This is a genomic window from Streptomyces sp. SUK 48, from assembly GCF_009650765.1.
In the GTDB taxonomy this organism is placed as follows: domain Bacteria; phylum Actinomycetota; class Actinomycetes; order Streptomycetales; family Streptomycetaceae; genus Streptomyces.
In genome coordinates, this window is the sequence record NZ_CP045740.1 from 1,181,231 (window position 1) to 1,200,998 (window position 19,768).

At 73.4% G+C, this 19,768-nt stretch carries 11 protein-coding genes and 2 pseudogenes; 1 reads left to right on the forward strand and 12 read right to left on the reverse strand.

Translation table 11 applies throughout. The features are described 5' to 3' along the window. Positions 1-160: 160 nt before the first annotated feature. The 12 genes and pseudogenes from GHR20_RS04980 to GHR20_RS37310 form a co-directional block, all read right to left on the reverse strand. Positions 161-1,408, reverse strand: a complete 1,248-nt coding sequence (locus GHR20_RS04980; RefSeq protein ID WP_111584202.1) for an aminotransferase class I/II-fold pyridoxal phosphate-dependent enzyme — start codon at positions 1,406-1,408, stop codon at positions 161-163. Beyond that, positions 1,405-3,378: a condensation domain-containing protein gene (locus GHR20_RS04985; RefSeq protein ID WP_153812379.1), complete on the reverse strand. Its 1,974-nt coding sequence runs from the start codon at positions 3,376-3,378 to the stop codon at positions 1,405-1,407. Before GHR20_RS04985 ends, GHR20_RS04980 begins: the two co-directional genes overlap by 4 nt. 10 nt (positions 3,379-3,388) lie before the next feature. Further along, positions 3,389-4,729 (reverse strand): beta-ketoacyl-ACP synthase II, encoded by a 1,341-nt coding sequence (fabF, locus tag GHR20_RS04990; protein ID WP_243877934.1) that lies wholly within the window; start codon positions 4,727-4,729, stop codon positions 3,389-3,391. Next, positions 4,726-6,495 carry a thiamine pyrophosphate-binding protein gene (locus tag GHR20_RS04995; protein WP_153812380.1) on the reverse strand — a complete coding sequence of 590 codons (1,770 nt, stop codon included), beginning with the start codon at positions 6,493-6,495 and terminating at the stop codon, positions 4,726-4,728. Before GHR20_RS04995 ends, fabF begins: the two co-directional genes overlap by 4 nt. 5 nt (positions 6,496-6,500) lie before the next feature. Then, complete coding sequence (locus GHR20_RS37295; RefSeq protein ID WP_343335994.1) at positions 6,501-7,547, reverse strand: aldehyde dehydrogenase family protein; 1,047 nt, start codon at positions 7,545-7,547, stop codon at positions 6,501-6,503. A 692-nt stretch (positions 7,548-8,239) separates the two neighbouring features. After that, positions 8,240-9,154 (reverse strand): annotated as a pseudogene (locus tag GHR20_RS37300) (AMP-binding protein); the annotation flags it as partial. A 451-nt stretch (positions 9,155-9,605) separates the two neighbouring features. Beyond that, positions 9,606-11,411: an ABC transporter ATP-binding protein gene (locus GHR20_RS05005; RefSeq protein WP_153812381.1), complete on the reverse strand. Its 1,806-nt coding sequence runs from the start codon at positions 11,409-11,411 to the stop codon at positions 9,606-9,608. Between the two features lie 73 nt (positions 11,412-11,484). Continuing rightward, positions 11,485-13,179 (reverse strand): ABC transporter ATP-binding protein, encoded by a 1,695-nt coding sequence (locus GHR20_RS05010; protein WP_153812382.1) that lies wholly within the window; start codon positions 13,177-13,179, stop codon positions 11,485-11,487. Beyond that, complete coding sequence (locus GHR20_RS05015; protein ID WP_153812383.1) at positions 13,176-13,676, reverse strand: hypothetical protein; 501 nt, start codon at positions 13,674-13,676, stop codon at positions 13,176-13,178. Before GHR20_RS05015 ends, GHR20_RS05010 begins: the two co-directional genes overlap by 4 nt. A gap of 37 nt (positions 13,677-13,713) precedes the next feature. Next, positions 13,714-15,510 (reverse strand): condensation domain-containing protein, encoded by a 1,797-nt coding sequence (locus tag GHR20_RS05020; RefSeq protein ID WP_153812384.1) that lies wholly within the window; start codon positions 15,508-15,510, stop codon positions 13,714-13,716. Beyond that, complete coding sequence (locus GHR20_RS05025; protein WP_153812385.1) at positions 15,507-17,240, reverse strand: carbamoyltransferase C-terminal domain-containing protein; 1,734 nt, start codon at positions 17,238-17,240, stop codon at positions 15,507-15,509. The genes GHR20_RS05020 and GHR20_RS05025 overlap by 4 nt, the downstream gene beginning before the upstream one ends. A 138-nt stretch (positions 17,241-17,378) precedes the next feature. Next, positions 17,379-17,483, reverse strand: a pseudogene (locus GHR20_RS37310) (XRE family transcriptional regulator); the annotation flags it as partial. Between the two features lie 870 nt (positions 17,484-18,353). Here GHR20_RS37310 and GHR20_RS05035 point away from each other — a divergent pair. Then, positions 18,354-19,754: a lysine 2,3-aminomutase gene (locus tag GHR20_RS05035; protein ID WP_208446841.1), complete on the forward strand. Its 1,401-nt coding sequence runs from the start codon at positions 18,354-18,356 to the stop codon at positions 19,752-19,754. Positions 19,755-19,768 lie beyond the last annotated feature (14 nt).

The window sequence follows — 19,768 nt, forward strand, 5'->3', positions numbered from 1 at the left end:
CCTCCTTCTTGGGACGGGCTTCTTGGGAAGGGGCGTGCCGATGGGGCGTGGCGCGCCGATGGGACGGGACGGGCCGATGGGACGGGACGGGCCGATGGGACGGGTCGCGCCGATGGGACGGGTCGCGCCGAGCCGGCCGTCGTGCGTGCGTGCGGGGGCGTCAGAGCCCGAGGCGTCGCCGGTAGGCGAGGAGGGTGTCCAGGAAGCCCTCCATCTGCTCCTCGGTGTGGCCCGCGTGCGGGAACAGGCGCAGCAGCGCCTGGTTGCGGACGACCGCCGGGTAGGAGAAGACGGGTACGAGGTAGCCGTCCGCGACGAACCACTCCCGCATCTGGAGGGCGGCGGCGTCGTTCCCGATCGGCACGGAGAGCATGTACGACTCGGTCGGCGTCGTGGGCGTACCGGCCTCGCGCATCTGTTGGCGCAGGCGGGCGGCATGCGCCAGGTAGTCGTCGACGATGCGCGGATCGTCGGCGAGGGCGTCGATGGTGCGCTTGGCGGCGTAGGCGGTGGGTGGCTGGATGGCGGCCGTGAACATCGAGGTGCCGGAGAGCAGTTCGAAGGCGTCGATGGCCGCGGCCGGGCCGGCGATCGCGCCGCCTTCCAGACCGATGGCCTTCGACAGCGACACCATGACGAAGTCGGCCCGCTCCCGGATCGCGGCCGCCTCCGCGGCGTACGGACGGTTTCCGGGCCCGTACACCATGAAGCCGTTCGCGTCGTCGATCATGCTGATGGCGCCGTGGCGGTCGCACTGGTCGAGGATCTCCACGATCGGCCCCATGGTGCCGTCGGCCGAGTAGATGCTCTCGGCGATCACCACGGTCTTGGGGGCCCTCACCCGGTCCAGGACGCGTGCCAGGTCGGCGACGTCGTTGTGCCGGAAGGCGTGCGCCTTGCGGCCGTAGCCGAGCCCTTCGAGACCTTTCCAGATACTCCAGTGGACATCACGGTCGACGACGAAGACGGTGTCGTGGTTGCGCACTTCGATGCCGGTGTCGAAGTGCGCGGAACTGCTCATGGCGTGGACGAATCCGATGTTGGCCAGGAGTCCGGTGGCGAAGGTGAGGGCTCGCTCCTTGCCGGTGCGGCGGGCGATCGTCTCCTCCAGCTCCTGGTGCGGGCGGCAGATTCCCTGGGTCATCCGGGAACCGCTGGTGCTCAGTCCGTGGGCGAGCGCCCCTTGCGCGAAATGGCGTCGCACCGGGATGTGCCGTTCCAGGTCGAGGAAGCTGATGCTGGCGAAGTTCACCAGTTCGCGGCCCTCGCGGACGATGGTGGGTCCGACGGGACCGTCCACCACCGGCGGGCGGTACGCGGTGTCGTGGGTGTTCGCCTCGACGAAGGCGGCGAAGGCCCACGGGGCCAGGCGGTCCACGGTCGGTGCGGGGGTGTGGGACGCGGTCATGGCGAGGTTTCTCCTCCACGGTGGGCGCGGGGCGGCAGGGGCTCCAGGGCCCCGGCGAGGTGACCGAGCGAGGCCGTTCCGGCCAGTTCGTCCGACGCGATCCCGGTGAGCCCGGACCGGTGGAGCAGCGCCAGCAGGCGCGGTACGGCGATCAGGGTGACCCCGTGGTCGGCCAGGCAGCGGTTCATGTCCACGGCGTCACGGCCGCCGGCGCCGGACGGCGGAGCGGGGGGTCGGACGGCGGTCACGGCGGCGGCCAGCGCCCGTTCGGCGTCCGTCGCGGGCGGGCGGGACGGGACCCGCGGAAGTTCCGGGCCGCCAGGGGTGATCCGGGGACGGCCGGATCTGGGGACGGCCGGGAGCAGGACGTAGTGGCCCGGGGCCAGGATGCCGGGCACCTCGCCGAGGTGGTCCAGGATGTGGCGGTGCAGGTCGCCGGGGGTGACACCGGGGGCCGTACGGGCGTGGACGACGAGGTGTGGCGCGTCGCCCTTCGCGGTGCCGTCCCCGCAGGGTGCCACCGTCGCGTCGCGCACTCCGGGATGTCCGCGCACCACCTCCTCGACCCTGGGCAGGCACACCCAGCCCTGCGGGGCGCGCCACCATCCGGGCGCGGGCGGGATGAGGCCGCGCGCCGGGAGCGCGCACCGGGCACCGCCGGCGAGCGCGCGCAGGAAGGCGCACAGCCGGACGGGCAACGCCGCGGCCTGCCCGGCGTCGAGCAGATGGTCCCCGACGGTGACATCCAGGGTGACGGCCCCTCCGTCACGGCTGAAGTCGACGTACAGCGTGTCGCAGGGCTCGTCGGCCGCGCTGCTGATCCAGGTGGCGGCCCCGCCGGACGGGGTGCTCCGCGCGGGGACCAGGTAGTCGCGCGGCCAGGAGTAGCAGTTGTACTCGACGGTGGGTACGGTCACGACACCGCGACGGCGTTCCATCCGGGCCTGTGCGGCGACCAGTTCGGCGGGGCGCCACCGGCCGTACCGGTAGGCCGTGGCGGAGGCGGCGGCGACCGAGGCGACCACCTCGCCGAACGCCGCGCCCGGGCGGAGATCGATCTGTACCGGAACCGTCAGGGCCCGGACGCCGATGCTGGTCCGCAACGCCGCCCGGGCCCGGTTGGAGACCACCACCGAGGCGAGGAACCGGTGTTCGCCGGTGCGGGCGGCGACGTCGTGGGCCAGCGCGGCGAGCATGGCGGTCTCCGGGCTGACCCGATGCCGCCGGGCGACGCGGTCGAGGTCGTCGTACGCCGCCACCGAGCGGTACTGGAGGCGGTGGCGCCCCTCGCCGTCGTCCCTGCCGCCGAACGGGGCCAGCACGCAGGCCGGGTTGTCCGCGAGACGCGTGAGCCACTCACGCTCCGCCGCGCGGGCGCGTTCCGGGTCCTGGTCGCCGGCCGCGTCGAGGGGGTGCGCGGTGGTGCGGGGGTGCGCGGGCGCCTTCGCCGGTGCGCCGGCGCCACGCAGCAGGTCGTACAACTGGTCGAGGAGGACCGCCAGTCCCCATCCGTCGATCACGACATGGTGGGCGGCCAGCACGACCGCGCGCGGCTCCCCCGCCTCCAGCAGCACCCGGGCGAGCCAGGGCGGATTGCGCTCGGGGTCGACCGGCCGGGCGGCCAGCGCCGCGGTGGCGGCCTCCAGGACGTCGGCACAGACGGCGGGAACCTCGACGTGGTCGACCGGCAGTGGGGCCCAGTCCGCCCGGTGGACGTGCTGCGTCGGGCGGAGCGGGTCGACCGTGGTGCGCAGCGCCTCGTGCCGGGCGGTGAGGGTGGCGAGCGCCCGGTGGACGTCGGCGAGCGTCGCCGGGGGCGGGACGTGGCAGTGGTCGGCGAGCGGGGTCGGGTTCACCCGCCGTGACGCGGGAATGGTGCGTTCGTACCAGTGCCACTGCTGGACCCAGTTCAGCGGTCCGCTGCGGATGACGGTGGCGCGGCTCGGAGCCGGTCGCGGAGCGTGGTTCACGGCCGGTACCTCATACGGCCCGGACCACGAGCGCGGCGTTGTGTCCGCCGAAGCCGAACGAGTTGCTGAGCGCGACCCGCACCCCCTCGTGGTGCTGCGCCCGGTGCGGCACGAAGTTGATGTCCGGGTCGATCGGCTCGTCGCAGTTGACGGTCGGCGGGACGTCACCCGTGCGCAGGACCTGGACGCAGGCCACGAGTTCGACCGCTCCGGCGGCACCGATCATGTGTCCGGTCATCGACTTGGTGGAGCTGACCGGAATGCGGTTGGCACGATCGCCCAGCACCGTGCGCAGGACGGCCGCCTCGACGGCGTCGTTCAGCAGCGTCCCGGTGCCGTGCGCGTTGACGTAGTCCACGTCGGCCCCCGTGATCCCCGCGTCGCGCAGCGCCGCCTCGACGGCGAGGCACGCGCCCCGCCCCTGCGGGTGCGGGGCGGTCCAGTGATGAGCGTCGGAACTCGCTCCGTAGCCGACGAGTTCGGCCAGCGCCGTCGCCCCGCGCCGGTCGGCCGTCTCGGCGGCCTCCAGCACCAGCACGGCGGCGCCCTCGCTCATCACGAATCCGTCGCGGTGCGCGTCGAACGGCCGGCACGCCGCGGTCGGGTCGTCGTTGCGGGTGGACAGCGCGCGGGCGTTGCCGCTGCCCGCGAGGTCGACGGCGGTGACGCAGGCGTCGGCGCCGCCCGCGAGGACGATGTCGGCCTCGCCCTGGCAGATCATCCGCATCGCCGCGCCCACCGCGTCGGCGCCGCTGGCGCACGCCGTGCTCTGGGCACGGCTCGGCCCCCGGGTGCCCAGCCGCATGCTGATCTCGGCGGCGGCGCTGTCCATGGCGGTGGTGACCTGGGTGAAGGGCCCGATGGCCCGCGGCCCCTTGTCGCGCAGCGTGTTCGCGGCCCGGTAGATCGACCCCACCGGGCCGTAGCCGCTGCCGATGATGACGGCGACCCGCGGGGCCAGGCGTTCGCCGACGACGAGTCCGGCGTGCTCGCACGCCTCCAGCGCCGCTGCGAGGGCGTACTGCGCGTAGGGATCGGCGCGGCGGCTGACCGTCCGGGGCATGTAGCGGCCGGGGGTGAACGCGCGGACCTGACCGCCGATCCGGACTCCGAGACCGGTCACATCGATCGCGTCCACGGTGTCGATGCCGCTGCGCCCGGCCAGCATCGCCGCCCATGTCTCGCCGACGCTGTGGCCCAGCGGTGTCACCGCCCCGTACCCGGTGACCATCACGCGGCGCCGGGCCCCGCCGCGCCGGGAGTCACCTCGCGGTGCCGCGTCCGTCATGTCCGTCACCTCCGCCATGTCCGCCGCCTCCGTCACCTCCGTGGCCTCCGTCGAGTTCCTCACTGGGGAACCACCTCGGCGTCGCGGAGGGGCGGGGGGATGTCGTCGGGGGCGACCGGCACCATGAGCACGGCCGTGCCGCCCTGTGCGCAGAACCGGCGCGCGGCGCGGATCTCCTCGGTCAGCGCGGCCTTGTCGCGCAGCACCCGGCTGTGGATGTCCGGCCCGTCCACCACGGGCGGTGGCGCACCCGGGCGGGTGAAGGGGTGGCGGCCGGCGTCGAGTCCGAGGCGGGCCCGCTGGGCGTCCAGCCAGCCGTAGCCGCCGTTGCAGAGCACCACGTACAGGACACCGCCGTGGGCCGGGGCCGTCACGGCGATGTCCGCGCGCGCCGCGAGGAACGCTCCGTCCCCGACGATCGCGGTGACCTCGTGATCCGGGGCGGCCCGCTTGACCCCGATGGCCGCCGCCGCGCCAAAGCCCAGGGGGGTCTGCTCCGACGGTACGACGGACCCGCCGCCGGCGTGGAAGGGGAAGCAGTAGGACCACATGTCCTGGAGCCCGTTCTCCTGGACCAGCACGCGGGGCTCGCCGGCGGTGGCGTCGAGCGCGGCGAGCAGCTCGGCGATGCGGATGCCCGGCAGTGTCGCCGCGTGGGCCAGTTCCGCCGCCACCCCGAGCGACATGGCCTTGCGGGCGGCGGCGATCCTGTCCGGCCAGGCCCCGAGCGCGTCCGCGTTCCCTGCGAGGCTTGCCTGCCCTGCCAGTTCCGCCCGTTCTGGCTGTTCTGCCTGGTCTGCCTCCTCGGCCTGTTCCGCCCGCTCGGTTCCGGGGTTTTCCGCCAGCGCCCGCGACCAGCCGAGCACGGCATGCCGGGCGTCGCCGAGCACCCGCGGGCCCGCGAACTCGGCCGACAGGCCGCCCGGGTCGGCGTTGACCTGCACCACCGTGACCGGTGGCCACGGTGTTCCGCCTTCGACGGCGGTCTCCTCCAGCCGTCCGGCGAGCGACACCACCAGGTCGCAGGAGGACAGCAGTTCACGGGCGGGGGCCGCGGCGTACAGTCCCGCCAGACCGCAGAACAGGGGGTGGCGCTCGTCCACGGCACCGCGGCCGGACGCCGTGGTGAAGAGCGCCGCGCCGAGGCGTCCGGCGAAGCGCTCGACCACCCCGTCGTCGTTGCGGTGCCGCATCCCGCCGCCCACCAGCACCACCGGCCGCCGGCTCGCGCGGATCGCCGCCAGCGCCGCTCCCGGCGCCACCGGAACGGTTTCGGGGACCAGTCGTTCGGGCGGCTCCGGCGGCGGTCCGGTGACGAGGATCTCCGCCGTGCGGACGTCGTCGGGCACCTCCAGGTACACAGGTCCGGGCGGCGGCCCCATGGCTCGGGTCAGCGCCGTCACCGTCGCGGGGACGACCCGGTCCGGATGCCCCACCCGGTGCGCCCACCGCACCAGGGGCGCCACCGCGGCGACCTGGTCGAGTTCCTGGAACCCGCCGCTGCCCCGGCGCCGTTCGGCCACGCCGGCGGCGAGCACGAGGACCCGCGCGCCGGACTCCCGCGCCTCCAGCAGCCCGGTGGCCGCGTGGGTGACGGCCGGCCCCTTGCCCAGGGCGCACACGGCGAGCCGGCCCGACTGGAGCGCGTAGCCGGTGGCCATGTACATCGCGTTGCGCTGGTCACGGCACGGTACGAGGTCCAGGCCCGCGCCGTCGAGGGCGCGGAGCAGCTCCAGGTCGTCACCGGGTAGTCCGAAGCAGGTGTCCACCCCGCTCGCCACCAGCAGGCCGACGATCGCGGACCACGCGTCGGCGTGTCGCTTGCTCACCGCGGTCACCTTCCACCCACCGTGTCCAGGGCGGCCGTCGGGAGATTCCGGGCCACCGCCTGTGACATGAGCAGCGGTTCGGCGTGCCGCTTCCCGCCGCAGGAGAGGTAGTTCGCCCGCATCCCGAATCCGCCGAACGGACGGTTTCCGTCCTCGGCGTCGAGCAAGGTGTGGTTGACACAGGTCTGGTGGCGCTCGGACAGGACGCGCACCGTGTCCGCGTCGTTTCCGTAGACCATCGCGCCCAGCGCGCGTTCACCGAAGGAGGGGCTCGCCAGGCGTTCGCGTAATCGCCTGGCGGTGGGATAGGGGACGACGTTGAACACCGGGGCGAACATCTCGTCCAGGGGGATCTTCTCGTCGAAGTCCCATACCAGTACGGTCGGTTCGATCCGGCGGGAGGGCAGATCGATGCGCCCGCCGTGCCGGATGTGCCGCGCATGACGTACCAGGTAGTCCGAGCAGTTCACCAGCGCCGACTCGTAGTGGATCGGACCGTAGTCGGCGTCGGGGTCGCTGTTGTCTCCAAACCGCAGCGCGTCCAGTCCGGCGGTCAGCAGGCCGATGAATTCCTCAGTGCGGCCCCGTGGTGTGAACACGACGTCGGGCCCGAAGCAGTCCTGGCCCGAGTTGTAGAGCCGAATTCTGGTGACGTCCCGCACGGCGTGTGCGAGATCGGCGTCGGGCGCGATCACAAAAGGGTTGATTCCATTGCCGAAGAAGAGAAAGAGCTGATCCTCCGCCAGGCCCTCGCGGACGCTTTCGGCATTGTCATAATTTCCGGTGAAGACGATGAGGTCCGCGTCGCGTACCGGCCCTGTCACGAACTTGCGCTGGCTGAGTTCGAAGAGCTCGATGGGTAATCCGTGGACCGGCGCCAGCAGGGCGTGCAGACGGCGCATCTGGCTTTTCGTCTCGGAGGACGGCCGGAAGGCGATGCGGTCACTGTAAAGGGAGGCCACGAGCATGTAGAGCGCGTAGGAGTAGAGCGGGATGTTGGAGGGCATGAAGACGGCCGCGAGGGGCACGCGGCCGGGCCGGGACCGGCGCATTTCCTCCTCCGCTCCGTCGAGAGCGGCAAGGAACGAATGGATTTCCGCGACGGCGGTGCGGTGGGGGAGACTTCGGTGAGAATCTCCACCACCGCGTCCTCGTTGTCGGCCACGTACCGGCGCACCGCGCGCAGCGCGTCGACGCGGCCGGCGAAGGGGATGCGGTACCCGGCCCCGCCGACGCCCTGACCGGCGGCGGGGCCGCTGATCTCGCTCCGCGACGCGGGCAGCGAGGCCATGGCGATGTTCTCCAGAACGGCCAGGTCGGGCTTCCCCGTGCCCGTCAGGGGCCACGAGGGAAGCACGACGAGGTGGTCGGGCTGTTCGTAGCGGGCGAGCGCGGCGCGCAGCAGTCGCTTCCAGTGCGCCGGGTCGTGCTCGTCCGGGTCGGCGACGACGAACACCAGCCGGCAGCCCAGACGGTCGTCGGGGACGGCGATGACCTGCGTCTCGACGCCGGCTTCCTCGGCCCGCCTGGCGAGGTGGTCGGGATAGAGGGTGTGGCCGTCACGGTGCACCGCGTGCTTGCGTCCGACCGGGAACACCCGGCCGGCGTCGTCGAGCAGGCCGATGTCACCCGTGCGGTACACGGGATCCGGAACCGGGAGGATCTCGCCGTGATCGCCCAGCCGACCGGTCATCAGGCCGTCGCTGCGGACGACGAGTTCGCCGAGCCGGCCACTGGGAAGCGGCCTGCCGTGCTCGTCGTGCACCTCGACGCTCACGCCGGGCAGTGGCGTGCCGCACCCGACCGGATCGGCCTCGGTCGCCAGCGCGATGTTTCCCACCTCGGTCGCCCCGTAGCCGTCGAGCAGGTGCCGGCCCGTGCGGGCGTGGAACCGGGCGGCCAGACTGCGTCCCAGCGGCGCACCGCCCACGCACCAGGCCCGTACCGTCCCCAGCGCGTCGGCGAGGGCGGGACGGCGCTCGAACAGATTGAGCAGGCTGTAATAGGTCGACGGGGCCGCGTCCACGATGGAGAGACCGTGGTCCACGCCGACCTCGAGCGCGCGGTCCAGGCGCGTGGCCGGGCCGTAGACCACGAGCGTGCCGCCGCCCAGCCACCAGGAGAGGACCAGCGACAGGCCGTACTGGTGGGAGTACGGCAGGACGGGCAGGAAGACGTCGTCGGGCCGGTACGCCATCCGTTCCGCGCTGAGCGCGAGGTTGTCCAGGATGGAACTCCCGGAGCGGACGATGCCCTTGGGGCTGCCCGTCGTACCCGACGACCAGGAGATCGCCGCGTCCTGGCGCCGTGCCCAGGCCGCGAGATCGGGCACGGACGCCGCGTCCGAAGGGGGTGAGGGCGCCGCGGTGACGTCCGCGTCGTCACCGATGTCGAGCAGGACCCGCGCCCGGGCACGGATCTGCGAGCGCCATGACGGGGTGGCCCGATGATCGGTCAGGACCACCGAGGCGTCGAGGTGAACGAGCGCCAGCAGCTCGACGACCCATTCCGGGGAATTCGCCCTGCTCATCATCACCCGCGATCCGGGTTCGACGCCACGGCGCGCAAGAAGTTCAGCGGCACCGAATACTCGGGCCACGATTTCGTCCGTCTCCCAGATACGCCCCTCGGGCGAGATCAAGCGCCTGAAAATAGGCACCTCGTGCTCCTTAACACCACCAGAGAGCGTGTTCAGCTCTTACGCGACTGTCCCACAGGCGCGGATCGGCGTCGAATACGAAAAGGAGAACTCCACGGCACATGCGGGATACCTGGGTGCGCAGCGACGGAAGTGACGCGCCGGGCGGCCGATTCTGATCGGCGCATTAATGGCGCGGTTGGCAGCGGCGTTTCTTTTTGAGCGCCGACAAGAATCCCGTCGATCAGGGCGGAAGCTCGGCCGGTACGACGGCAGCCTCACCGGAACCCTCATCAGCCGGCCGCTAAAGTATTATTGAATGACTGGCACGACGGCTATTCTGCGACAATTCCGGACGTGCCGAGGAGCGTACGGGCCGGAACTCCCCGGCCCGGCAGCACCACTGCTGCCGCCCAGCAGCACCACTGCTGCCACCGGGGCCGCCCTCTACACCGACGGCTCACTGACAACGTCACGACCGGTCCCCGTCGCCCCCCGGTTCGCTCCGTACCGCCGGGTCCACGTGCCGGGCCGTCTGCCACGCGTGCCACAGGGAGGCGTAGGCGCCGTCCGCCGCCAGCAGTTCCTCGTGGCTGCCGAGCTCGACGATCCGCCCGCGGTCCATCACCGCGACGCGGTCGGCGTCCCGCACCGAGTCCAGGCGGTGCACGATGGAGATCACGGTGCGGCCCTCGATCAGCGCCGCGAGCGAGCGCTCGACCCGGCGGGACGCGGTGGAGTCCAGCAGCGCCGTGGCCTCGTCCAGGACCAGGGCGTGCGGGTCCGACAGCAGCAGCCGGGCCAGTGCCAGTTGCTGGGCCGCCGACGGCGACACCGGCGCGGCGCCCGGCCCTATCTCGCTGTCGAGTCCGTCGGGAAGCGCGCGCGCCCAGTCCGTCAGCAGGACGGTCTCCAGCGCCTCCCAGAGCCGCTCGTCCGGCAGCGCGTCCTCGCGGGCCAGGGTGAGGTTGTCCCGTACGGTGCCGGTGAACACGTGCTGCTCCTGGGTGACGAGCACGATCTCGCGGCGCAGCTGGTCCACCGGCAGGGTGCCGATCTCGGCGCCGCCGACGCGCACGGTCCCCCGCGTCGCGTGGTGCACCCCGGCCAGCAGTTTGCCGAGGGTGGACTTGCCCGCGCCGGAGGCCCCGACCACCATCAGGCGTTCGCCGGGGGCGATGTCGAGGCCGATGCCGGAGAGGACCTCGGAGCCGGGGCCGTAGCCGAAGCCGACGCCTTCCAGCCGGATGGCGTGGCTCTCGGTGGCCACCGGCGGCCGCGGCCGCTCGTACGGCAGCCGGTCCACTCCCAGGATCCGGCGCAGCGCGGCGTTGCCGATCTGGAGTTCGTCGGTCCAGGTGAGCAGGTCGTCGAGGGGTTCGCCGAGCGCCTGCACGTACAGCACCACGGCGGTCAGCTCGCCCAGTCCCACGGCACCGCGCTGGAAGGCGAGTCCGCCGATGAGCAGGGTCAGCGCCATCGGCACCATGGTGGCGAGGTCCAGGCTGGGGAACCAGATGGTCTGGAGCCAGGTGGTGCGCTGCCGGGTCCGTACGACCTGGTCGACGGCCCGGCCGTGACGCCGTGTCTGACGCGGCCCGAGGCCGAGCGACTCGACGGTGGCGGCACCGCGGGCGGTCTCGTGCGTGACGGCCAGGACGTCGGCCTCCTGGGCGAGCAGGCGCTCGTAGGCGCGGGTCGCGCGTGGCCGGTACCACCAGGTCGACAGGACGGCGAAGGGCACTCCTGCCAGCAGCCCGAGGGCGAGCAGGGGCGAGGTCAGCACGATCGCCGCCAGGGTGAACACCAGGGTGACGGCGGCCAGGGCGATACGGGGGACGGCTTGCCGGATGCTCTCGTTCAGCCGGTCGGCGTCGTTGGTGGCCCGGCTGAGGAGGTCGCCCGTCGCGACGCTCTCCACCTGCGACAGCGGCAGCCCGAGGACCCTGCGGACGAAGTCCTCGCGGGTGCGCGCCAGGACCCGCTCGCCGAGCAGGGTGGCCCGGGTGCGGGCAGCGCGGGTGAGCAGGGCGTGGGTGGCGAGGATGGCGACGAAGGCCAGGGCGAGCAGGTCGACCCGGCCGGCGGTGGTCCCGGCCTTGACGGACTCGACCAGGTGGCCCAGGAGCCGGGGCCCGGTGAGGCCCGCCACCAGGGCGGCCGCGAACAGTGCGAAGGTGCCGAGCAGCGGGGCCGCCTCGGCGCGCAGGAAGGCGCCGGCCCAGGCCCGGACGTCGGCCCGGTCGGCGAGGGGCAGCCGCCCCGGGAGACCGGGCACGCCCTCGGGCCCGGCGGCGGACGGCGACGCTGGGACGGCTTTCGCGGGGCGGGGGCCTGGGAGCGGGTCGTCGTCACGAGGGCACTCCTGCGGGGCGGTCGGGGCTGCCGGGACCGGGGTCCGGAAGGCGGCGGATCTCGTGGTCGGCGACCCCGCGCCACAGCGGGCTGTCGCTGAACACGAGGGTGGTGCGGCCCGCGCGGGCGGCGGCCACCCGGTGGACCACGCGGGCCTCGGTGTGCGCGTCGATCGAGGAGGTCGGGTCCTCCAGCACCAGGACGTCGGGGGCGGCCAGCAACGCCCGTGCCAGGACGAGGCGTTGGCGCTGGCCGCCGGACAGGGCCCGGCCGCCCTCCTCCAGGCGGGTGTCCAGACCGGCCGGGAGTGCCTCGACCACGTCCGCGGCATCGGCGGTGGACAGCGCGCGCCGCAGGTCCCGCGCGGAGCGGTCGGCCGAGGCGGTCAGCTCTTCCCGTACGGTGCCGCTGAACAGGCTGTCGGCGGGGCCGGACCGCAGTACCCGGCAGCGCAGTTCGGCGGGGTCCACCCGGTCGAGCGGAACGCCGCCGAGCAGTACGGCCGACGTGCCGTCGTCGGTCCCGGTCGGACGGGTGAGCCGGTCGGCGAGGTCCCCGGTGCCGTCGGCGGGGGCGACGACCACGGTGAGCCGTCCGGCCTCGGCGGTGATGCCGGTGTGGGCGTCCACGAGGGAGAGCGGTCCCGGTGGCAGCGGTTCGGGGTATGCGGGCCGGGTGGTGTCGGGGGTGAGGCGCAGCAGGCCGCAGAGCCGGCCGGCGGCGACCTTGGCGAGGCTGAGCGTCTCGGCGGCCTCGGTCGCGGTGCTCACCGGGAGGGTGAGGAAGGCCGAAGCGCCGTAGAAGGCGACCAGTTCGCCCGCGGTGATGGTGCCCCGCAGGGCGAGGCGGGCGCCGAACCAGACGATGCCCACGGTGACGAGGCCGGGCAGGAAGACCCCCGCCGCCTGGAGCCATGCCCCCATCCGGCCTGCCGACTCGCCGGCACGGCGCACCTCTTGGCTGGTGCGGCGGAAGCGCTCGGCGAAAGCGGCCTCACCGCCGATGCCGCGCAGCACGCGCAGGCCCGCGACGATGTCGCCGGCCTGGGAGGTGGCGATGCCCATCTGTTCGCGCTGTTCCTCGTCGCGCTTCTGGAGCGGCCGCAGCAGCGGTCCGATGGCCAGCACGGCGGCCGGGACGCCGATGAGCACGGCCAGCCCGAGCACGGGCGAGGTCGCCGTGAGGGCCACGGCCACGAGCACGGCGGCGACCACCGCGCCGATGGTGCGGCCGACCACCTCGAAGGCGTTGCCGATGCTCTCGACGTCGGCGGCGGCCGACGCGGCCACGTCGCCGGAGCGGGCCCGGCCGCGCAGGCCGGCGCCCAGCCGGACCACCTGCCGCATCAGGACGCGGTGGCTGACCGACAGGGCGTGTGCCTCGGCGCCCACCGCGGCCTGGATCAGGCCGGCGCCTGCGGCGGCCTGGACGACGCCCAGGACGAGCGCGAGCAGCGACCACAGCCAGATGCCGGTGTCGCCGCCGCCCTGGCCGGCCTCGTCGATGGCCTTCCCGATGACGAGCGGGACCAGCGCCAGGGGGATCATCCAGGCGGCGCCGAGCACGGCGCTGAGGACCAGCGGCCAGGGCCGGATGCGCGTCAGCCACCACAGGTAGGCCCAGGGTCCGCGTGCGTCCGCCTCGGGCAGGGTGGCCGGGGCCACCGAGGCATCGAAGAGTCGGTTGGTCACAGGTACCGGTCCCCGGTGGCCTCGTGGCCGGCCGTGCCGGTGCGGGTGTGCGCCGGCTCGAGGACCGCGGCGACCCGGTCGGGGACCAGGTGTCCGGGGCGCGGGGCGCACAGCCGCGCGCGCGGTACGGCGGCCCGGTACCCGGTGCCGTCGTCGTCCGGCGCGGCGCCGCCGGGCGCGGGCACCGCGCAGGCGACGAGCGCGGTGTGCTCGCCCGTGGTGCGGAGGGCCGTGACGACGGCGGTCACGGCGGGGAGGCGGCCGATGGCGTCCTCGACGTCCAGCGGGTCCGCCCGGTGGCCGCGGATCTTGATCTGGTGGTCGATACGGCCGGGGCGGACCAGGGTGCCGTCGGCGGTCTCGCGGACGAGGCCGCCGGTGCGGTGCCGGCGGGCGGTTCCGTCCCCGGGTGCGGCCTCGCCGAAGCGGGCGGCCGCCCGGCCGGGGCCGGAGCGGGCGGTGGCGAGGAAGGGGTCGAGCAGGCTGGGCAGGGTCATGGGGCAGAGCGCCTTCTCTGGTCCGTCCGTGGGGTGTTCAGCTGGTACGGGGTCCGGCCGTGTCGGGTCCCGCCGCGTCGAGGAGGGCCGTGAGGGCGGCCCGGTGGCGGGCGGCGAGGTCGCGCACGGTCGCCTCGTCGTGCAGGGCGGTGGAGTACCACCACTCGACGCGCAGCACCTCGTCGTCGGTCGTGGCGATCACTTCGACCGGATGGGGCCGGGTCCAGTGCGGGGCCGTGATGTCGCCGACGGGCTCCGGCGCCACCTCGGGCAGCAGGGTGCCGAGCGGCAGGGTGTCCGTGTCGGCGCCCTCGAAGTCGAAGGAGATGTCGCTGGGCGGGGCGGCGCGCAGGGCCGCCGCGATGCGCGGCCGGCCATGGCGGCCGAGGGCGCCGAACCCCACGCCGCCGCCGGGCAGGGCCGCGAGATGGCCGACGGTCCGCGCGAGCCGTTCGGCCGCGGTGCCGGGGGCCAGGTCGAGGCGGACGGGCACGGTGGTGGTGAACCAGCCGGTGGTGCGCGCCAGATGGGTTTCGCCGACGGCCTCCTCGCGGCCGTGCCGCAGGATGTCGACCCGGACCGCGCTCTCGCCCAGCCACCCGGCCAGCACCTCGCCCAAGGCGTGCAGGACCAGGTCGCCGGGGTGGGCGCGATGGGCGCGGGCGGCCGCGTTCAGGAGGGCGGTCAGCTCCCTCGGGAACTCCTCGTGATGGGTCGCGGCGGTGCGGGCGGTGTTCGCCTCGCGCGGGTCGGCCACGGCGTGGTCCAGCGGGATGGCCGCGGGGGCGCGGACCACCTCGGTCCACCAGTCGGCCTCCGCCTCGGCGTCGGCGGTGCGGGCGTGGGCGGCGAGCGCCTCGGCCCACTCCGGGTAGGGAGTTCCCTCGGCGCACCGGACATCGTCGTGGCCGGCTTCGAGTGCCGTGTACAACTCCTCCAGGTCTTCCAGGAGAACGGACCACGACACCATGTCGAAGGCCATCTGGTGGACGACGATCAGCAACCGCCCCGGACGGGCCGGCCCGGCGTCGAAGCGGACGAACCGGGTCACCGGTCCGTTCTCCGGGTGCGGTGTCTTTTGTTCGACCGAGCAGCGCAGGGTGATGGCGGACGGCAGTTCGGTGTCGGCGATCCCGGAGACGTCCACCGTGTCCAGCACGGGACCGAGGGCGGCGCCGGGCGGGCCGTCGAGCGCGATGGCGGTCACCAGCTGCCTCGGGCGCCGGGCCGGGCGGGTCTCGACGGTCAGACGCAGCGAGGCGTGCCCGGCGACCAGGCGGCGGACCGCTTCGGCGAACAGCTCGCCGTCCAGGCCCGGCCGGGTGGTGAGGAGAAGTGCCTGGTTCCAGTGGCCCCGGTCGCCGGTCTGCTCCTCCCATGCCTGTTCCTGCGCGGGGGTGAGGACGACCGGGCCGTGCCCGGCGCCGGGCAGGCCCGCGCCCAGGGTGCGGCGCGGCCCGGCGCGCTCGGCGACCAGCGCGGCCAGCCGGCTCATGGTCATCTCCGGGACGGCCAGCTCGCGCGGTGGCACACGGACTCCGTAGGCGTCCTCGATGCGGCGGGCGGTGCGGATGAGGTCCAGGGAGTCCACACCGAGATCGACGAGCGGCGCGGACAGATCGGCCTCCGGCGCGAGCACGGTGCCGGCGAGCCAGTCCTCCAGCCGGGCGCGGATCTCCTCGGCGGCCGGCCCGGACGGGCCGCCGGGGCCGTCCTGACCGGCGGTGCCGCCGGGGGCTGCCGGGCCCTTGCCGGCGGAAGCCGCGGGGCCGTTGTCCCCCGGGGCGTCGGACCGCGCGGGGACACCGGTGTGCGGGCGGGCCGCAGCGGTCATGCGCCGGCCTCCCGCGGGGCACCGTCGGGGCGCCGGACCAGGAACGGGCCGAGGGCCAGGGCGTCCATCGGCAGCCGGTGGAAGGTGGCGAGGGCGTCGCCCGGGCTGCACACGACCGGTTCGTCGCGGCCGTTGAAGGAGGTGTTCAGGACGACCGCGGCGCCGGTGCGGTCGCCGACCTCGCCGATGAGCCGGTGGTAGAGGGGGTCGGCATCGGCGGAGACGGTCTGCGGCCGCGTGGTGCGGTCGCTGTGCACCACGGCGGGCATCACGGCGGCGCCGGCCTCGGTGACCGGGGTGGTGACGATCATGTACGGCAGCGGGGTGGTGGTGCCGATCAGGGCTTCGGCCGCCTCTTGCCGCATGCTCGGGGCGAACGGCCGCCATGCCTCGCGGTCCTTGATGCGGACGTTCACCCGGTCGCGGGTCCGCTCGGGGCTCGGCACCGCGAGCATGCTGCGGTGGCCGAGGGCGCGGGGGCCGCCCTCGGCCCGGCCCTGGAACCAGCCGGCGACCCCGCCGGCGGCCAGGAGGTCCGCGGTCGCGGCGGCGATGTCCGGGGGCTCGGTGTAGGCGGTGCCGGTGCTCTCCAGGACTTGGCGGATCTGCTCGGGACTCCACTGCGGGCCCCAGGCCACCGAGCCCTTCATGGGCTGGATCCGGTCGCCCTCCTGGGCCGCGGCCCAGACCGCCGCGCCGAGCGAGACGCCCTGGTCGCCGGCGAGCGGCTGGACGAAGAGGTCCCGGACCTCGGGCATGCGCATGAGCTTGCCGTTGAGGGTGGCGTTGAAGCCGACGCCGCCCGCGATCAGCAGCGTGCTCTCGCCGCTCTCGCGGAGCAGGGTGCGGACGACGGCCATGACCGCGCGCTCCAGCGCTGCCTGGGCCGTGGCCGCGAGGTCACGGTACTCGAACGGGTCCCGTTCCGTGACCGTGGTGTAGCGGCCCAGCCGGGAGGAGAAGCGGCGGGCGCGGCGGTTGGGCGCGTCGGGCAGCGCGTTCTCCAGGTGCGCCAGCCAGTGCCGAATGGTGGCCGTCTCCTCGTCGGTGCCCCCGATGGAGCGCAGGTCGGGCGGCACGACGCTGATGGCGAAGCCCTCGTCCGTGAAGTCCAGCGCTCCGCCGAAGGTGAGGTCCTGGGGGGTGCCGTAGGAGGCCAGGCCCATCATCTTGCCGGCCGCGTCGGCGCCGAGGCCGGCGTACTCGCAGACGGCGGCGTAGAAGTAGCCCAGTGACCAGCCGGGTGTATAGGCGCGCAGGGTCTTGATCTCACCGTCGATGCCGACGGCGAGGGTGGTGCTCGCATCCTCGCCCTGGCCGTCCAGGACCAGGATGGCGCCCCGGTCCCGTCCGGAGAGGTGGTAGGCGCTGGCGGCGTGTGCGATGTGGTGGTCGACGAACGTCAGCCGCGGGTCGCGGGTGCGCGGGAACAGCGCCTTGGGCAGCAGGTGTTCCAGCGCGTCGGCGTCGGTGGCGAACCAGTCCAGGTGCCGGTCGCGGAAGAGCTTGGGCAGGTCCCACCCGTGGGCGACGATGTCGATGTCGTCCAGGGTGAGGCCGTGTTCCGCGAGGCAGTGCGCGGCGGCGTTGAGGGGCGCCTCTCCGTAGGCGTGCTTGTTCCGGGTGAATCGTTCCTCTTCGGCCAGGGCGACGACTTCGCCGTCCACGACGAGGCAGGCGGCACCATCGTGGCTGGCCCCGGGCCAGCCGTTGACTCCGAGCACACGCATGGTCAGTCCCCAAAGGTCGGTCGGGATCGCCCGGTCGCGCCCCGCACCCGAGGGCACGGCGCGCGCCGGTCACACCAACCGATCTTGTCCGCCTGCCGAGTTGTACACGACCTGCCGCGTTGTGCGGAGATCCGCGGCGAAGATCGCCGACGCCGCCTTCAGCACCTCGTTCGCGCGCCGCAGTTCCTCGACCTCCAGGCGCAGCCGCAGCAGTTCCGCCTTCTCGTCGCGCGTCAGCCCGTCCGTGCCGGCGTCGTGCGGGGCGCCGCGTACAACGGCGTCGGAGCCGCCGCGCTCCGGGCTCTCGTCGGCCCGGGTACGGACGGGCCGACGGCCCGGGCCGGGCCCCCGGGCGCCGCGCGGGGCCGGGATACCGCTGGAGCGGCGGGACTCCCGTCCCGTGCTCGACCGCCCGGGTACCGGCGCGTCACCGGCTTCCAGTTCGTCGCGGACGCTCTGCCAGCGGCGGGACCACGACTCCAGGTCGCCACCGCACGCGCCCACATAGGCGAGGGTCACCTTCAAAGAGGGTTTGTGCAGTCCCCGCGCGGCCTCGGCGAGCGTGGACACCGAATAGTGGGCCTTTTTCGCCATGGTGCGGTACGAGGGGTTCCCCGCCCGCCTCCGCAGGGCCCGCAAGTCGTGGGCGAACGCCTCCAGTGGTCCTGCCGTGGGATCCAATAACCGCTCTGGCCTGGGCACTTTCCCCCCTGATGCTCGGTTGTGTCGTCGTAAGCACAGGTTCCGCGGGGCCGTACAACCGTGGTCAGCGGCGCAGGGTCCCGACGGCACGATCAGCCGGAGACCGGCGGTTTCCGATGAGAGATCCACCGGACCGGATCTTCGGCAAGTGGTACATGTCAACCATGAGTACTTCAACATCAGTTAATGAATTACGCCACCCTCTCAGCCGGTCAACCGGTACGCGAGGGCGTCCGCGCCGCTTGTCCGCGCCGGCCCGGCGCTTCCGGTTCCCGCCGTGCGATTCCGGGTTGTACAGGGGCACTCGGCACCTTCACCCCGTACAACTTCCTGTCGTGTACAACCCCGCACCCTCTGCAAGATCGACGCAAGGCGATTCGGCCGAAACCAAGGGGATGGGGGTGCGGGTTGGTGGACACGCCACGCGGCCAGGCCCGACCAGCGGCGCCGGAGGGCTTGTACGAGTACCGCAACCGTCCGCTCGTGGAGCCGGACTGGCGCCGCCTGCCCGGCTGGCGTGACGTCACCGCGGACCAGTGGGCCGACCCCCAGTGGCAGCGCGCGCACTGTGTGAAGGACGCGAAGGGCCTGCGCGCGGTCATGGGCGATCTGCTCGCGGAAAGCTTCTACGAGGACTGGGAGCGGGACCGGCTGCACCGCGCCACCATGTCGGTGCTGCTGCCGCCCCAGATGCTCAACACCATGGCGACCGCGGCCGTGGGCCGCCCGGGCGAGCTCGGCAAGGCGTTCTACGACGACCCGGTACGCCGTTACATGCTGCCCGTCTTCTCCGACCGGCACCCCGAGTGGCCCTCGCATCCGATGGCCGCCCGGGACTCCCTGCACGAGCAGGACATGTGGGTGGTGGAGGGGCTGACCCACCGCTATCCCACCAAGGTGCTGGCCGAGTTGCTGTCGACGTGCCCGCAGTACTGCGGGCACTGCACACGGATGGATCTGGTCGGCAACTCCACGCCCCAGGTGGCCAAGAACAGACTGCGGCTGAAGCCCGCCGACCGGGCCGGCCGCATCCTGGATCATCTGCGCGCCTCCCCCGGCATCCGGGACGTCGTGGTCTCCGGCGGCGACCTGGCCAACATGCCGTGGCCCCGTCTGGAGCGCTTCCTCGGCGGCTTGCTGGAGATCGAGTCGGTCCGGGACATCCGGCTGGCCAGCAAGGGGCTGGTCGGGCTGCCCCAGCACTGGCGGTCCGGTCCCGTGCTGGAGGGTGTGGCGCGGGTGGCGCGGACGGCCAGGTCCCGTGGGGTGCGCATCGCGCTGCACACCCACGCCAACGCCGCCCAGCAGATCACCCCCGCGGTGGCGGAGGCGGCCCGGGCGCTGCTGGACGCGGGACTGCACGAGGTGCGCAACCAGGGTGTGCTGCTGCGCGGGATCAACGACAGCGCGCACGACCTGCTGGACCTGTGCTTCGCGCTCACCGACCACGCCGGGATCACGCCGTACTACTTCTACATGTGCGACATGATCCCCAACGCCGAGCACTGGCGGGTGCCGCTGCGCCGCGCCCAGGTGATCCAGCGTCAGATCATGGGCTACCTGCCCGGCTTCGCCACGCCACGCATCGTGTGCGACGTGCCGATGGCCGGCAAGCGCTGGGTGGACCAGGCCGACTCCTACGACCGCGAACTCGGCATATCCCACTGGAGCAAGAGCTGGCTCACCCCGCTGGAAATGGCGGACCCGGAGGCCGGCGGCGGCTCGTACCACTACTACGACCCCATCGACACGCTTCCGCTGGCCGGACAGCGGTGGTGGCGGGACACCCGTCAGAGCGCCGGCCAGGGGTAGAAGGGACAGGTGCA

Bases quoted from the DNA above. Each gene is read 5' to 3' on its own strand.
- GHR20_RS04980 (WP_111584202.1), bottom strand. From the start codon at position 1,408: ATGACCGCGTCCCACACCCCCGCACCGACCGTGGACCGCCTGGCCCCG.
- GHR20_RS37295 (WP_343335994.1), bottom strand. From the start codon at position 7,547: ATGCGCCGGTCCCGGCCCGGCCGCGTGCCCCTCGCGGCCGTCTTCATG.
- GHR20_RS05015 (WP_153812383.1), bottom strand. From the start codon at position 13,676: ATGACCCTGCCCAGCCTGCTCGACCCCTTCCTCGCCACCGCCCGCTCC.
- GHR20_RS05020 (WP_153812384.1), bottom strand. From the start codon at position 15,510: ATGACCGCTGCGGCCCGCCCGCACACCGGTGTCCCCGCGCGGTCCGAC.
- GHR20_RS05025 (WP_153812385.1), bottom strand. From the start codon at position 17,240: ATGCGTGTGCTCGGAGTCAACGGCTGGCCCGGGGCCAGCCACGATGGT.